Genomic DNA, 14,839 nt, shown 5'->3' on the forward strand with positions numbered 1-14,839 from the left:
CGTCGACGGCCTGCCGCCCGGCACCAGGGGGCCCTCGAGCTTCGGCGTCGCCGCCCGCAGCGGCAATGAAGGGCTGGCGCCGCTGATGCGGCGCGCCGACGAGGCGCTATACAAAGCAAAGAGGAACGGCCGCGACAGTGTCCGCCTCTCCTACGAGCGCCCCGAAACCGCCTTCGCGCCTGAAACGGTGAGCGTCGGCTGAGGATCGCCCGGCTCCGCGCGCCGGCAGTTCCCGGTGGCGGTCAGCGGCAGGGGCTGAGGTTGGGCATCTCGCCGTCGGAAAGCCCGTACATATAGGAGCGGCCCTTCACGAAGACCGGCGGCTGGTAGCAGCCGGGCGCGCCGGTATCGTCCGAATCATAGATCACATCGGGCTGGCCGGCGCCGGTGTAGTCGGAAAGCTGCTTGGCGTGCCTGCCTTCGCCGACGATGATGCGCTTGTAGCCGGCGGCGCTGTCGATGACGAGATTGCCGAAGGAGTCGGCATAGACGCGGTCGTGATGGCGCAGGCCTGCTTCGGCCGGCGCGGCAATTGCGGTGGCGAGTGCCGCCAGCGTGACGGCCGCGAGGCTTACCCGCACTGAATTCGAACGCATGTCGCTCTCCCTTGGACGGTGCGACCCTTGGGATCGCCTTGCAAAACGTCGTTCGAATCGGAAATTAACCCTTTCTTAACCTTTGTTAAGGGCGGACGGCCCCCGGCGCGCCGGTTCTTAATGATTATGGTTAATTTTCGCGGGCGTCCTCTTCGGTCCGTCCGCAAGCCCCGATGGGCCGCCGCCCTGCATGGCTGACTCAAGGTGAACTTGATCTTGGCGCGGCGCGTGGTTAGCGTGCCGCGCGAAGAAAGGGGCAGCACATGGCGTTTGGCCGCACGGTTCGGATGTCGCTCGTTGTTCCGCTGGTTCTTGCAGCCGCGGCTTGCGTGCCGCAGGACGGCGCGCCCAAGGCAGCGAACACGGCATCGCCAGCAGTCTCGTCTGCTCCAACCGAGCAACTCGCCGCGCCCGCGGCTGGAGCCGCTGCAACGCCCAAGACACCTGCAACCGCTGCGCCGCCCGCAACCAAGATCATCACCGACCTAACCGTACCGCGATCCGGTGTCGGAACGGCCACGTACAGATGCGGCAATGGCGGCATGATCTCCATCCAAAATCTCGGCACGTCGCTGCGCGTGGCAGGGCCGGATGGCTGGACCGAGGAGTTTGCGGCGTCGCCCGCCAACCAGAGCAGCCGCTACCAGGCCGCGGCGACGCATGACGCAGTTGTGATCGACGGACGCGAGGCGCTGCTGATGAAGAAGGGGTCGACGCCGCTCACCTGCAGAAGGTAGCAATCCTCGTCGGCATACCGCACTGCAGCGACGCTGCGCCGGCTTCGCGTCGCCCGCTAATCGATTGAAGCGGAATTTCCCCTTTTTGTCAGACTAAATGACGTTTCCAAAACGATTTTCCGGCTTTGACGCGGTGCAAAAAGCGCATTAGAAACCGCCTATCCGAAGCCATATATGGAGGCGGCAAAAGCCGCATCCTTCGCGGCTCCGGAACGCCGAACTGGGGGAGCCATGAGCAAATCACCAGCCACCCGCGCAGTTGCCAGACATGAGCGGCCGCTTTCGCCGCATCTGACGGTCTACCGGCCGCCGATCACGATGACGATGTCGATCATCCACCGCATTACCGGCGGCGCGCTTTATTTCGGCACGTTGCTGGTGGCGGCATGGCTGATCGCGGCTTCGACGTCGCAGGCCGCGTTCGATCTCGTCAACTGGGCCTTCGGCTCCTGGCTCGGCCGGCTGGTCCTGTTCGGCTACACCTGGGCGCTGATGCACCACATGCTGGGCGGGCTGCGCCATCTCGTCTGGGATACCGGCGTGGGACTCGAAAAACACACCGCCTCGAAGATCGCATGGGCAACGCTCGCCGGCTCGATCGTGCTGACGCTGCTGATCTGGATCGCCGGCTACACGGCGCGGGGAGCCCTCTGATGACCGCAAAGAATTCGGACATGCGCACGCCGCTGGGCAAGGTTCGCGGCCTGGGCTCGGCCCGCGAAGGCACCGGCCATTTCTGGCGCCAGCGGCTGACGGCGATCGCCAATATCCCGCTCATCCTGTTCTTCGTCGGCTTCCTGATCGCGGTCAACGGCCACGGCTATGCCGACGTGCGGGCTTCCCTTGCCAATCCGTTCGTGGCGCTGGTGCTGTCGCTGGTGCTGATTTCCGGGCTCTACCACATGCGGCTCGGCATGCAGGTGATCATCGAGGACTATGTGCATGGCGAAGGCATGAAGCTGGCGCTGATCGCCCTCAACACATTCTTCTCAATAGCAGTGGGCGTCGCCTCGCTCTTCGCCCTGCTCAAACTCGCATTCGGAGGCTGAAGTCTTGGCCAACGCAAATACAGCCGGCACGTCTTCCGCCTACACTTTTGTCGATCACAAATTCGATGTGGTGATCGTCGGCGCCGGCGGTGCCGGGTTGCGCGCCGCGCTCGGCATGGCCGAGCAGGGGCTGCGCACCGCCTGCATCACCAAAGTGTTCCCGACCCGCTCGCACACGGTGGCGGCGCAAGGCGGCATCGCCGCCTCGCTTGCCAATATGGGCCCCGACAATTGGCAGTGGCATCTCTTCGACACTGTCAAGGGCTCGGACTGGCTGGGCGACATCGACGCGCAGGAATACATGGTGCGAGAGGCGCCCGCGGCCGTCTACGAGCTCGAACACTACGGCGTGCCGTTCTCGCGCACGGAAGAGGGCAAGATCTATCAGCGGCCATTCGGCGGCATGATGATGAACTTCGGCGAAGGCCCGCCGGTGCAGCGCACATGTGCCGCTGCCGACCGCACCGGCCATGCCATGCTGCACACGCTCTACGGCCAGTCGTTGAAGAACAACGCGCAGTTCTTCATCGAGTATTTCGCGCTCGACCTGATCATGGAGCCGGACGGCACCTGCACCGGGGTCGTGGCCTGGAATCTCGACGACGGCACCATCCACCGCTTTTCGGCCAAGATGGTGGTGCTGGCGACCGGCGGCTACGGCCGCGCCTATTTCTCCGCCACTTCGGCGCACACCTGCACCGGCGACGGCGGCGGCATGGCCGCACGTGCCGGGCTTGCGCTGCAGGACATGGAGTTCGTGCAGTTCCACCCGACCGGCATCTATGGCGCCGGCTGCCTGATCACCGAAGGCGCGCGCGGCGAGGGCGGCTATCTCGTCAATTCCGAGGGCGAGCGCTTCATGGAGCGCTATGCGCCGTCGGCCAAGGACCTTGCCTCGCGCGACGTGGTCTCACGCTGCATGACGATGGAGATCCGCGAAGGTCGCGGCGTCGGGCCGAAGAAGGATCACATCTTCCTGCACCTCGACCATCTCGATCCGGCCGTGTTGCACGAAAGGCTGCCGGGCATTTCGGAGTCGGCAAAAATCTTCGCCGGCGTCGACCTGACCAAGGAGCCGATCCCGGTGCTGCCGACGGTGCACTATAATATGGGCGGCGTGCCGACCAATTATTGGGGCGAGGTGCTCAACCCGGCGGCTAAAAGCCCGGATCGCGTGCTGCCCGGTCTGATGGCCGTGGGCGAGGCCGGCTGCGCATCCGTGCACGGCGCCAACCGGCTGGGCTCCAACTCGCTGATCGACCTCGTCGTGTTCGGGCGCGCCGCGGCGCTGCGCGCCGGCCAGGTCATCGACCGCAAGTCGGCGATCCCGTCGCCCAACGCGGCCTCGGTCGAGAAGATCATGGACCGCTTCGACAGCCTGCGCCACGCCAACGGCTCGACGCCGACGGCGGTGCTGCGTGAGAAGATGCAGCGGGCGATGCAGGAAGACGCCGCGGTGTTCCGCACGCAGGAATCGCTCGAAAAAGGCTGCAAGCGCATTTCCGAGATCTGGGGCGAGCTGAAGGACATCAAGGTCTTCGACCGCTCGATGATCTGGAATTCCGATCTCGTCGAGACGCTGGAGCTGGAAAACCTGATGGTCAACGCCATCACCACGGTCTACGGCGCGGAAGCGCGCAAGGAGAGCCGCGGCGCGCACGCGCGGGAAGATTTCGCAAACCGCGACGACGCCAACTGGCGCAAGCATACGCTGGCCCGCGTCAACGAGGACGGCAAGGTGACGCTCACTTACCGGCCGGTGCATACCGAGACGCTGCTGGCGGAAAAGGACGGCGGCATCAACCCGGCCAAGATCGCGCCGAAGGCCAGGGTCTACTGACCATGGCATTGGCGGCCGCAGGATATTCCGGCACGCCCCTTCCGGCCAAGCTCGGCCTGAAGGATGGCATGGTCGCCGCCTTCATCGCGCTGCCGCCGGAGCTCGACGACCTGACCGACGCCGTGGCGTTTGCCGGGGTCGATCGGCTGTCAAAGTGGTCGGCGATCTCGGGCAACCGGAAATACGATGCCGTGCACGCCTTTACCCGGCAGCGCGCCGAGATCGAGGACGGCCTGGCCGGCATCGAGACGGCGATCAAGCGCGACGGCATGGTCTGGGTGTCATGGCCGAAGAAGGCATCGAAAATGGCGACAGACGTGACTGAGGACGTGATCCGCACGCAAGCGCTCAAGCTGGACCTCGTCGACGTCAAGGTCGCCGCCGTCAACGAAATCTGGTCCGGGCTGAAGCTCGTCATCCGAAAGGACCGCAGGTAATGGTCGAACTCACGCTTCCCAAGAATTCGAAGGTCCAGCAGGGCAAGACCTGGCCGAAGCCGGAGGGCGCCACGAACCTGCGCGAATACCGCATCTATCGCTGGTCGCCGGACGACGGCGAAAACCCGCGCATGGACACCTATTTCGTCGACATGGACGATTGCGGGCCGATGGTGCTCGACGCGCTGCTGTGGATCAAGAACAAGATCGACCCGACGCTGACGCTGCGCCGCTCCTGCCGCGAAGGCATTTGCGGCTCCTGCGCCATGAACATCGACGGCTCCAACACGCTCGCCTGCACCAAGGGCGCCGAGGACATTTCGGGCGCGGTGAAGATCTACCCGCTGCCGCATATGCCGGTGATCAAGGACCTTGTGCCCGACCTCACCAATTTCTATGCCCAGCATGCCTCGATCGAGCCGTGGCTGAAGACGGTGTCGCCCGAGCCGGCCAAGGAATGGCTGCAAAGCCATGAGGACCGCGAGAAGCTCGACGGGCTCTACGAATGCATCCTGTGCGCCTGCTGCTCGACCTCATGCCCGAGCTATTGGTGGAACGGCGAGCGCTATCTCGGCCCGGCGACGCTGCTGCAGGCCTATCGCTGGCTGATCGATTCGCGTGACGAGGCAACCGGGGAGCGGCTCGACAATCTCGAAGACCCGTTCCGGCTCTATCGCTGCCATACCATCATGAACTGCGCGCAGACCTGCCCCAAGGGCCTGAACCCGGCCAAGGCGATCGCCGAGATCAAGAAGATGATGGTGGAGAGACGCATCTGAGACGAAGAGGGTTTGGTGACAGCAACCGCAGGGTCGCGTTCCTTCGCACCCCCTCTGTCCTGCCCGTCCTCCGCAGCAACTGCGCTGCAGCTACGGAGGGTGGACCGGACATTTCCCCCGCAAGGGGGGAGATTGGCCACCACCTCGGCTTTCGCTAATCTTCAACGTGGCAAGACTGGGCGAACGGCGCTGAAGCTGCCGATCTCCCCCTTGCGGGGAGATGGCCGGCAGGCCGCAGGGGGGGCGTGCTGTCCCTCCAACCTGAAAGGATAGCCAACCCAATGAGCGAAGACCTCCCCGTCCTCTCCGCCATCGAAGTGCGCGTCCTTGGCTCTCTGATCGAGAAGAAGGAGCTGACACCGGATGTCTATCCGCTGACGCTCAACGGCGCGCATGCCGCCGCCAACCAGAAGACGGCGCGCGAGCCGGTGATGGCGCTGGAGCTGGCGGAGGTTCGGCGGGCGCTCAGCTCGCTCGAACAGAAGGGTCTGGTGCGCCAGGCCTTCGCCTCGCGCGTCGAACGCCACGAGCATCTTATGGCGCAGCGTTTTTCGCTGACCACGCCACAGATCGCCATCGTCGGCCTGCTGCTCCTGCGCGGCGCGCAGACCGCGCATGAGCTGCTCGCGCGCTCGGAACGCATGGCGCGCTTTGCCTCGATCGAGGAGCTTCACGACAATCTCGACCTGATGATCGGCCGCCGGCCGCCGCTGGTGCAGCTTCTTGAGCGCGCTCCCGGCCAGCGCGAGGAGCGCTATGTGCATCTGCTGAGCGGCCCGGTGGAAATGACGGCGGCTGCAGCGCCCTGGGAGCCGCCGTCATCATCGGACGGCGATCTTGAAGCCCGCGTACGGGCGCTCGAGGAAGAGGTCGCGGCGCTGCGCGCGAAAATCGAGGCGCTGGGCGGGTAGTAGTACCTTAGTGCGATAGTCTCGCATCATGGCCCAAGCCGGCGCCGCCGCTCATTGCCCTGCCGGGCATTTCTCCCCGTAAACGGGGGAGAAAGAGGCTGGCCGCGACTTCGGTGCCGGTCTTGCAGCGTTGGGGATTGGCGAAACCATTGGTGAAAGCGCCCCTCTCCCCGTCACTATACGGAGAGAGGATGCCGGCAGGCAGGTGAGGGGCAGCACCCAGCGTCTGCAATGGGCAGCACCGGCAGACCGGCGTCTCCGGTCTTTCTCAACCCAATCTCGCGTCGAGCGAGACCTTTATGGCGCCGAGCGCTTTCGAGACCGGGCACTCGGCCTTGGCCTTCTCGGCCAGCTCCTTGAATTTCGCCGCGTCGATGCCCGGAACCTTGCCGACCAGAGTGATGGCGCTGCCGGTGATGCCGGTGCCGGGCACCAGCGTCACCACCGCCTTGGCGTCGAGCTCGGCCGCCGGCGTGCCGTTTTCGGCGAGGAAGTGCGAAAGCTGCATGGCGTAGCAGCCGGCATGCGCCGCGGCGATCAGCTCTTCCGGGTTGGTGCCGGATTTGCCGCTCTCATCCTCGAAGCGCGCCTTGAAGGAATAGGGCGTGCCCTTCAAGGTCCCGCTCTGAGTGTCCAGCGTGCCTTTGCCCTCTTTCAGATTGCCTTTCCAGACGGCGTTTGCTGTGCGGTCCATGAAGTCCTCCTGGCTTTTCGGGGTTTGCGCCGGCGGAAGCCGGCGTCCCCGTGAACTATAGCGCGGGCGCGCCGGAAGACCATCCTAAGGCGTGCTGAGATTCAGTGAGGCCGGCCCGCAAACGGCCACTTCCTGCGCTTCCTGCCTTCGCCGGCCGAAGCACTCATGAGTGGCGTGGCAGTTAAATTAAGGCGACGGCCGGCGTAGGCCGGTGCTCACGTATATTAAGTACGCTCCGCTCCGGTTCTCGGAATCCGCCCAGTTTGGTCGCTTCGCGCCCGTCTTCGACTCCAGCTCGGCCTGACCTGAATCTCAGCACGCCTCTCGCCGACCTTGGGGAGCGCAGCGGCAAATTTCTCAAAAAAATGCGTGTGCAAAAATGTCGACTTCCCTGTGGCCGGAGCGTCCTGCGGGCGGCCACGGAGTTTACGGCCGATGGAGGTTCAGGATGGACAATCTGTTTTTCGCACTTTGGAGGCGCCCCGGCCGAAGAGCCCGGCGGCCGGAAGACTTCTGGCTGGATCCACCGCCGTCCGGCTTCGGCCGGCTGGTGGCGGCCGTGGCCATCATCGGGATCGCGGCATTCCTGCTCGACCACGCGGCGACGGTCAGAAGCAAGGCTGACAGCGTCGCCGTCGCCTCATATGGTTCATCACAGGAAGGGAACTGACAATGAAATATGTCCTGCTGGTCTATGGCGAGGAAAAAGACCTCTTCGCGCTCACGCCGGAAAGATCCGCCAAGCTCGACACCGACTCGCTCGCCTATGACAGGGAACTCGACCGACAAGGCAAGCTGATCATCGCGCAGGCGCTGCAACCGGTGAGCAAGTCGAAGTCGCTGCGCCGGCGCAAGGGCAAGCGACTGGTCACCGACGGCCCGTTCGCCGAGACGAAAGAGCAGCTGCTCGGCTTCGTCATGGTCGAGGCGGCGGATCTCGACGAGGCGCTGGCGATCGCCGACCGCATTCCGCTCGCCGAGCTCGGAACCGTCGAGGTCCGGGCGATCTACAACGTGCCGGGATCATAGTTCTCGGCACGCGAAAGGGTAGCGGGCGTCCTTCGGTATCCGTCACTGCCCGGAGACATCTCCGGGCTATTCTTCGCATGCCGCAACTTTCGCGAGTTGAAGCGATGCCGCTCTTCTTTTATCGTTGCCGGGATTTCGGGGGATTTCCGGCATGCCTTTCCTGATTGCCGTACTCGGCTTGCTGGGAGCAGCGGCCATCTGGTGGTACCGGATAAAGGCCATGAACGAGGCCGCGCGCGAGGTCGCCGACGTGGTCGGACGCGTGCAAGGCAACATCCGCCGCAAGAAGCTGCGCAAGCAGGCGGCGCTCTCGCCGCTCACGGCGATCGACGATCCCGTCGTGGCGGCCGCGACGCTGATCACCGCGATCGTTTCGGAACATGGCCCGATCCTGCCGCAGCGCGAAGCCGTCCTCCGCGAGGTGATCGCGCAGATTGCCGACAGCCCGAAGACGACCGACGAGGCGGTCGTCTACGCCAAGTGGGCCGCCTCGCAGATCGACGACACGACGATCGTCATCGACAAGCTGGCGCCGTTCCTGCGCGAGCGCCTCGATCCGCACGAAAGGGACGATCTGATCAGGATGCTGAACCGAGTGGCTCAGGGCGGCGAGCAACGCCTGCGGATCGCAGACCAGCGAATGCTGAGGTTGCGGCAGAAGCTGGGTTTTGAGGTGAACTAGAATTCAGGTGAGGCCGGCCTGCAGATGGCGGCTTCCTGCGCTTCCGGCTTCCGCCGGCCGAAGCACTCATGAGTGGCGTTGCAGTTAAGGCTACGGCCGGCGTAGGCCGGTGCTCACGTACTTCAAGTACGCTCCGCTCCGGTTCTCGAAATCCACCATTTTCGACTCGGCCTGACCCGAATTTCATCGCGACACGGCAGGACAGGGAGGCGACTAGATAGCCTCGCCCTTCAATAGTCTTGGCGTATCGCCGGAGAGGCCCGACGCCTGGCGGATGAAGAAATCCTTGAGCTTGGGCATGCGCTCGACGAGGCCGAGGCCGATGTCGCGTACCGCGCGCAGCGGGCCGATGTCGTTCGAGAACAGGCGGTTCAGCACATCGGTGGTGACGCCCATCTGCAGCGTGTCGAAGCGGCGCCATTGCTGGTAGCGCTCGAGCACGTCCAGCGCGCCGATGTCTTGGCCGAGGCGGTCGGCCTCGACCAGGACTTCGGCAAGGGCCGCGGCGTCCTTGAAGCCGAGATTGAGGCCCTGGCCGGCGATCGGGTGGATGCCGTGCGCGGCGTCGCCGGCGAGCGCGATACGCGGGACGACGAAGGCACGCGCAAGGGTCAGGCCGAGCGGCCAGGCGCGCGGTTTGTCGGCGGCGTGGACCTCGCCGAGCTTCAGCCCAAAGCGCTGCTCCAGCTCATGCTCGAAGACGAACGCGTCGCCTTCGACCAGCTTCTGCGCGTCTTCCGTGCGCTCGACCCAGACGATCGACGACCGGTTGGTGCCGTCCTTGCCGGGCTTCAGCGGCAATGTGGCGAAGGGGCCGGCGGGTAAAAAATGTTCCTCGGCGCGGCCATTGTGCGGACGCTCGTGGGCTACCGTGCAGACGATGCCGGACTGGCCGTATTCCCATTTCACCGTCTTGATGCCCGCCATGTCGCGCAATTTCGAATTCACGCCGTCGGCGGCGATCAGCAGCCGCGCCTTCAGCGCGGCACCGTCGGCCAGGTGCACGGTGATGCCGGCGCCGTTCGCGTCGAAGGCGCTGACGGCCATGCCTTCAATGATGTCGATGCCGAGCTTTTCGGCGCGGCGGCGCAGCGCGCCATTCAGAACCCGGTTTGCGACCATATGCGCGAAGGGTTCGCCGGGCGCAACCTCGCCGTCGAAGGTCAAAAACACGGGGCGCACCGGATCGGCGGCGCGCGAGTCGGTGATGATCATCTCGGTGATCGCCTGCGCCTCGGGCGCGATCTCGTCCCAGACGCCGAGCTGCTCGAGCATGCGGCATGCCGCGGCGGCAATCGCCGAAGCGCGCCCGTCCTTCTTCCAGACGCCGGCGGGCGCGGCGTCGACGATCGCGACGCCCAGGCTGGGGCGCGCCTGTTTCAGCGATACCGCAGCGGCAAGGCCGACATAGCCGGCGCCCGCCACCAGTACGTCCAATGAGGCTTCGCCTGCTTCACCCGCCTTGCGGTCGACCATGGCACTTTCCTTTCGCGGCTTCCGGTCTCGGCTGCGGCCGTAGCGGCTTGACTGCTTGCCTGTCCTGTCCGAAACCCGCCAGGGCACATCTTTTCAAGGACGTGGAACATGACGGCGGCCATGGACGAGCTTCTCGACATTCTCGACCTCGAGCAGCTCGAACACAATCTGTATCGTGGTCGCAGCCCCAAGCTCGACTGGCAGCGGGTCTTTGGTGGCCAGACCATCGCCCAGGCCCTGGTCGCGGCCCAGCGCACGGTCGAGCCCGAGCGCCATGTGCACTCGCTGCACGGCTATTTCATGCGGCCCGGCGACACCAAGGTTCCGATCGTCTATGAGGTCGATCGCATCCGCGACGGCGGCTCCTTCACCACGCGCCGGGTGGTGGCGATCCAGCACGGACAGGCGATCTTCTCGCTGGAAGCCTCGTTCCAGCAGGACGAGGTCGGCCTCGAGCACCAACTGCCGATGCCGCGCGACGTGCCGGCGCCCGACACGCTGCTGTCGCAGCGCGAGCTGCTCGGCAAGTTCGGCGAGGCGGTGCCGGAAGGCATCAGGCGCTACTGGGAGCGCGACCGGCCGATCGAGATGAAGCCGGTGATGCTGAAGCACTATACCAGCCGCGAGAAGCTGGAGCCGGAGCAGAACATCTGGATCCGCACCACCGGCCCGGTGCCGGAAGACCGCGCGACGCAGGCCGCTGTGCTCGCCTACCTCTCCGACATGACGCTGCTCGACACCTCGACCTTCGCGCATGGCCGCGCCATTTTCGACCGCGACATCCAGGCGGCCAGCCTCGACCACGCGATGTGGTTCCACCGCAGCCATTCGCTGGACGACTGGATCCTCTACACGCAGGACAGTCCCTCCACGCAAGGCTCGCGCGGTTTCACCCGCGGTTCGCTGTTCGCGCGCGACGGAACGCTGATCGCCTCGGTCGCCCAGGAAGGCCTCATCCGGCTGAAACGCTGAGCCGGCTTCCAGTTAACGCCCATAAAACAGGCATTTTCTGAATTTTGCCTATTTCTTAATCAGATGCCATGCTGCCTCCGCGCACGATTGTTGTGCACGGACCGCTCATCCCCTTTGTTTACAACAGGTTAACGCCCTGCTTCGGCAATTGGCACGGAGCTTGAATCCTGTCCGGTACTCTCCGGCTCCTCGGGATCGGTGAAGGTGTGCAAACGCGGGGGAACCGCAACAGCAAAGGGTGAAACCTTATGAAGATCGTGATGGCAATCATCAAGCCGTTCAAGCTCGACGAGGTGCGCGAAGCGCTCACCGCCGTCGGCATCCAGGGCCTGACCGTCACCGAAGTCAAAGGCTACGGGCGTCAGAAGGGACATACGGAAATCTATCGCGGCGCGGAATACGCGGTGAGCTTCCTGCCCAAGATCAAGATCGAAGTCGCCGTCGGCGCCGACATGGTCGACAAGGCCGTCGAAGCCATCACCGCGGCCGCCAAGACCGGCCAGATCGGCGACGGCAAGATCTTCGTCTTCGGCATCGACCAGGCGGTGCGCATCCGCACCGGCGAAACAGACACCGACGCGCTCTAAGCGGCGACCAGCTATTCCAACGGAGAGTTCAATGAATATTCCTTCCCCCTTGAAGACGACGGGACGCGCGGCCGCAGCGCTCGCTCTCGCAGCGCTCAGCACGGTCGCCGCCTTCGCGCAGGAAGCCGCGGCTCCGGCAACAGCCGCAGCTCCCGCCGCTCCGGCGCCGGCGCTCGACACCGGCAACACCGCCTGGATGCTGACCTCGACGGCGCTGGTGCTGATGATGACCATTCCGGGCCTGGCGCTGTTCTACGGCGGCATGGTGCGCAAGAAGAATGTGCTTGCCACCATCATGCAGAGCTTCGCCATCACCTGCCTGGTGACGGTGCTGTGGTTCATGTTCGGCTATTCGCTCGCCTTCTCCGACGGCGGCGGCACGAACGCCTATCTGGGCGGCTTCTCCAAATTCTTCCACCACGGCATCACCACCGCGACGCTGTGGGCGCCGGGTGTGGCGAACATTCCCGAGTTCGTCTTCTCGATGTTCCAGATGACCTTCGCCATCATCACGCCGGCGCTGATCGCCGGCGCCTTCGCCGAGCGCATGAAGTTCTCGGCGCTGCTGATCTTCATGGGCCTGTGGCTGGTCCTGGTCTACGCGCCGATCGCGCACTGGGTGTGGGGAGGCGGCTTCCTCGGCACGGCCGGCGTGCTCGACTTCGCCGGCGGCACGGTCGTCCACATCAATGCAGGTGTCGCGGGCCTCGTCTGCGCGCTCGTTCTCGGCAAGCGCGAGGGTTACGGCACCACCAACATGGCGCCGCACAACCTCGTCTATTCGGTGATCGGCGCCTCACTGCTGTGGGTCGGCTGGTTCGGCTTCAACGCCGGTTCGGAGCTTGCAGCCGACGGCCTCGCCGGTGCCGCCATGATGAACACGCAGGTCGCCACCGCCGCCGCCGCGCTGGCCTGGATGTTCGCCGAATGGATCGTCGCCAAGAAGCCCTCGGTGCTCGGCATCATCTCGGGCGCCGTCGCCGGCCTCGTTGCGGTGACGCCGGCCTCCGGCTTCGTCAACCCGACCGGCGCCTTCATCATCGGCATCGTCGCCGGCGTGGTCTGCTACCTGTCGGCGGTCAAGCTCAAGCATGCGTTCGGCTATGACGACTCGCTCGATGCCTTCGGCGTGCACGGCGTCGGCGGTGTGGTCGGCGCGCTGCTTACTGGCACGCTCGCCGATCCGGCGATCAACGCGCTCGGCAAGGGCGCTTCGGTCGGCACCCAGGTCTACGGCATCGTCTTCACCATCCTGTGGACGGCGATCGCCACCTTCGTGATCCTGTTCATCGTCAAGGCGCTGGTCGGCCTGCGTCCGAGCAGCCAGGAAGAGGTCGAGGGTCTCGACGTCACCCAGCACGGCGAAGTGGTGCCGTAAGGCAGGCTTCGTTATCTCTTTGTTTGGCGCAATTCCGGACGGAAAACCGTTTCACACTTTTCCTGGAATTGCCCTAGGGCCGGCGGATCCTCCTCCCGCCGGCCCGGACATCAACGAAAGCCGCGCAGCGGTTTTCAGGATTTACTCCCAAGATCCCGTCGTGATGCTCTCAAAAGGGGCTCACGCCTTGAGGCCCGGAAGCTCTTCCGGGCCTCCTTTTTTGTTTGGCGGATCGTCGGGCGAATTTTCGATCACATTCACTTGATCACGCCAGCATGAAACGTTGACCTTCGTGGTTCCGTACTGGGATAGCGACCGCCACCGTGGCGCTCGCCAAACAAAAGGGAAGGAACCGACCGATGAACCTCAAGAACATCTTCCTGGGAGCAATGGCTCTGTCGGTGGTCAGCGGCGTTGCACTTGCTGGCGCGCTCGACGAGCCTGACAACATGGCGCCGTTCTTCGCCGATTCCAGCATGAAGACCATGAAGTCAGAAGCCGATTTCAAGGCCGCCTGGGCTTCGACGGCGAAGGACAAGCAGGACATGATGATGAAGGAGTGCCAGGACGCGGCGATGAGCAAGCCCCACGCCGAATTCTGCGCCAACCTGATGATGTATGCCGGTCACAAGTGATATGCGGGTCGGGTCCTGACGGATCCGATCGTTTCGTCATTTCACGCGGAGGGATGGCGGGCCGCCAGGCCTGCCATCTTTGTCTCGGCGTCATCGTCGGCAAAAGGCCATGGTTAATGCGGCCTTAACCTTCCCCCCGATAGTCTGGCAGCCGAATCTCCCGGCATGCGCCACGCATCCGGCCAGGCACTGACTTACGGGGAAGAAGGCATGCGTTCAGGCGCTTCAGCACCGCTCGCGCTGACCGACACGGGGCACGGCATCCATGCATTCGCGCGGCGCCAGGTCGGGCGGCTGGTCGGTGCAGGCTTGTTCGTGTTCACCGCTTTCGGCGTCGCCAGCCTCGCCACCTGGAACGTCGCCGACCCGAGCTTCTCGCACGCCACCAACAACATCGTCACCAACGCCATGGGCTATACGGGCGCGGTGTTTTCCGACCTCGCCATGCAGTTCTTCGGCCTCGCCGCCGTCGCCGGCCTGGTGCCGGCGGTGGTCTGGGGTTTTCTTCTCTTCTCCGCGCGCGGCGTCGATCGGCTGCCGAAGCGCGGGCTTGCCTGGTTCGGCTTCGCGCTGCTTGCGGCGGCCATGGCTGGATGCGTGACGCCGCCCAACACATGGCCGCTGCCGACCGGCCTGGGCGGCGTGTTCGGCGATATGGTGTTGAAGATTCCGGGCATCGCCGTCGGCGGATATCCAAAGGGGCTTTTCGCCAGCACCATCGCGGTGGTTCTCGCCGCGCCGGCGCTGTGGCTGTTCGCCTATGGCTCGGCGCTGATTGCGCGCAAGAACGGCTTTGCCGTCATGGAGCGCGCCGCCGCGCCCGATCCGCGCGAGCAGGACGATCTGCTCTTCGACGAGGATGAGGACGAGGGCGACGAAGGCATTCTCGCGCTCGGCGCCATCACCCACTGGTGGCTGTCGTTCCGTGCGTGGATGCACCGCCGCGCCGCGCGCCGCAGGCAAGAGCGCGACGAGTTCGAGCCTCCGATGGAGCCACGGGCAAGCGCGTGGCGGCGCGCCGCCGAGCGCGTCGAATC

18 protein-coding genes and 1 pseudogene are annotated in these 14,839 nt (G+C 64.8%); 16 read left to right on the forward strand and 3 right to left on the reverse strand.

Annotation, left to right across the window (positions count from 1 at the left end; all coding sequences use genetic code 11):
• Positions 1-202, forward strand: a pseudogene (locus tag DH10_RS18505) (GGDEF domain-containing protein); the annotation flags it as partial.
• Positions 203-242: 40 nt separating this feature from the next.
• Here the strand turns inward: DH10_RS18505 and DH10_RS18510 are convergent.
• Positions 243-596: a hypothetical protein gene (locus DH10_RS18510; RefSeq protein ID WP_192255915.1), complete on the reverse strand. Its 354-nt coding sequence runs from the start codon at positions 594-596 to the stop codon at positions 243-245.
• Between the two features lie 542 nt (positions 597-1,138).
• On the opposite strand from DH10_RS18510, the gene DH10_RS37930 reads away from it, so the two are divergent.
• From DH10_RS37930 to DH10_RS18545, 7 genes are all read left to right on the forward strand, one after another.
• Positions 1,139-1,333: a hypothetical protein gene (locus tag DH10_RS37930; protein ID WP_312891330.1), complete on the forward strand. Its 195-nt coding sequence runs from the start codon at positions 1,139-1,141 to the stop codon at positions 1,331-1,333.
• Between the two features lie 231 nt (positions 1,334-1,564).
• On the forward strand, positions 1,565-1,987 hold the full coding sequence (gene sdhC, locus DH10_RS18520) for a succinate dehydrogenase, cytochrome b556 subunit (RefSeq protein ID WP_192255919.1): 423 nt from the start codon (positions 1,565-1,567) through the stop codon (positions 1,985-1,987).
• On the forward strand, positions 1,987-2,382 hold the full coding sequence (sdhD, locus tag DH10_RS18525) for a succinate dehydrogenase, hydrophobic membrane anchor protein (RefSeq protein ID WP_192255921.1): 396 nt from the start codon (positions 1,987-1,989) through the stop codon (positions 2,380-2,382). The genes sdhC and sdhD overlap by 1 nt, the downstream gene beginning before the upstream one ends.
• 4 nt (positions 2,383-2,386) lie before the next feature.
• On the forward strand, positions 2,387-4,222 hold the full coding sequence (sdhA, locus tag DH10_RS18530; RefSeq protein ID WP_192255923.1) for a succinate dehydrogenase flavoprotein subunit: 1,836 nt from the start codon (positions 2,387-2,389) through the stop codon (positions 4,220-4,222).
• 2 nt (positions 4,223-4,224) lie between these two features.
• Positions 4,225-4,659 carry a DUF3052 family protein gene (locus DH10_RS18535; RefSeq protein ID WP_192255925.1) on the forward strand — a complete coding sequence of 145 codons (435 nt, stop codon included), beginning with the start codon at positions 4,225-4,227 and terminating at the stop codon, positions 4,657-4,659.
• The gene (locus tag DH10_RS18540) at positions 4,659-5,438 is read left to right on the forward strand and encodes a succinate dehydrogenase iron-sulfur subunit (protein ID WP_192255927.1); all 780 of its coding nucleotides are present in this window, start codon (positions 4,659-4,661) and stop codon (positions 5,436-5,438) included. Before DH10_RS18535 ends, DH10_RS18540 begins: the two co-directional genes overlap by 1 nt.
• 281 nt (positions 5,439-5,719) lie before the next feature.
• On the forward strand, positions 5,720-6,349 hold the full coding sequence (locus DH10_RS18545; RefSeq protein WP_192255929.1) for a YceH family protein: 630 nt from the start codon (positions 5,720-5,722) through the stop codon (positions 6,347-6,349).
• A 268-nt stretch (positions 6,350-6,617) separates the two neighbouring features.
• Here the strand turns inward: DH10_RS18545 and DH10_RS18550 are convergent, their stop codons facing one another.
• Entirely contained in the window at positions 6,618-7,043 is a 426-nt protein-coding gene (locus tag DH10_RS18550) for an OsmC family protein (RefSeq protein WP_059189445.1), read from the reverse strand.
• 448 nt (positions 7,044-7,491) lie between these two features.
• Between DH10_RS18550 and DH10_RS18555 the strand changes: the two genes are divergently transcribed.
• From DH10_RS18555 to DH10_RS18565, 3 genes are all read left to right on the forward strand, one after another.
• Entirely contained in the window at positions 7,492-7,713 is a 222-nt protein-coding gene (locus tag DH10_RS18555; RefSeq protein ID WP_192255931.1) for a hypothetical protein, read from the forward strand.
• Between the two features lie 2 nt (positions 7,714-7,715).
• On the forward strand, positions 7,716-8,072 hold the full coding sequence (locus DH10_RS18560) for a YciI family protein (RefSeq protein ID WP_192385219.1): 357 nt from the start codon (positions 7,716-7,718) through the stop codon (positions 8,070-8,072).
• 151 nt (positions 8,073-8,223) lie between these two features.
• Entirely contained in the window at positions 8,224-8,754 is a 531-nt protein-coding gene (locus DH10_RS18565) for a hypothetical protein (protein WP_192255933.1), read from the forward strand.
• Positions 8,755-8,967: 213 nt separating this feature from the next.
• On the opposite strand, the gene DH10_RS18570 is transcribed toward DH10_RS18565, so the two are convergent.
• Complete coding sequence (locus DH10_RS18570; protein ID WP_192255934.1) at positions 8,968-10,230, reverse strand: ubiquinone biosynthesis hydroxylase; 1,263 nt, start codon at positions 10,228-10,230, stop codon at positions 8,968-8,970.
• A gap of 108 nt (positions 10,231-10,338) precedes the next feature.
• Here DH10_RS18570 and tesB point away from each other — a divergent pair, with 108 nt between their 5' ends.
• The 5 genes from tesB to DH10_RS18595 form a co-directional block, all read left to right on the forward strand.
• The gene (gene tesB, locus DH10_RS18575; protein WP_192255936.1) at positions 10,339-11,202 is read left to right on the forward strand and encodes an acyl-CoA thioesterase II; all 864 of its coding nucleotides are present in this window, start codon (positions 10,339-10,341) and stop codon (positions 11,200-11,202) included.
• Between the two features lie 248 nt (positions 11,203-11,450).
• Positions 11,451-11,789: a P-II family nitrogen regulator gene (locus DH10_RS18580; protein ID WP_006327120.1), complete on the forward strand. Its 339-nt coding sequence runs from the start codon at positions 11,451-11,453 to the stop codon at positions 11,787-11,789.
• 49 nt (positions 11,790-11,838) lie between these two features.
• On the forward strand, positions 11,839-13,167 hold the full coding sequence (locus DH10_RS18585; protein WP_376774917.1) for an ammonium transporter: 1,329 nt from the start codon (positions 11,839-11,841) through the stop codon (positions 13,165-13,167).
• Between the two features lie 359 nt (positions 13,168-13,526).
• Positions 13,527-13,802, forward strand: coding sequence for a hypothetical protein (locus tag DH10_RS18590; protein ID WP_192255940.1), 276 nt, complete (start codon positions 13,527-13,529; stop codon positions 13,800-13,802).
• Positions 13,803-14,012: 210 nt separating this feature from the next.
• The coding region (locus DH10_RS18595) for a DNA translocase FtsK 4TM domain-containing protein (protein ID WP_192385220.1) at positions 14,013-14,839 on the forward strand (827 nt) is incomplete at its 3' end.

It is taken from the genome of Mesorhizobium silamurunense (assembly GCF_014843825.1).
Lineage (GTDB): Bacteria > Pseudomonadota > Alphaproteobacteria > Rhizobiales > Rhizobiaceae > Mesorhizobium > Mesorhizobium silamurunense.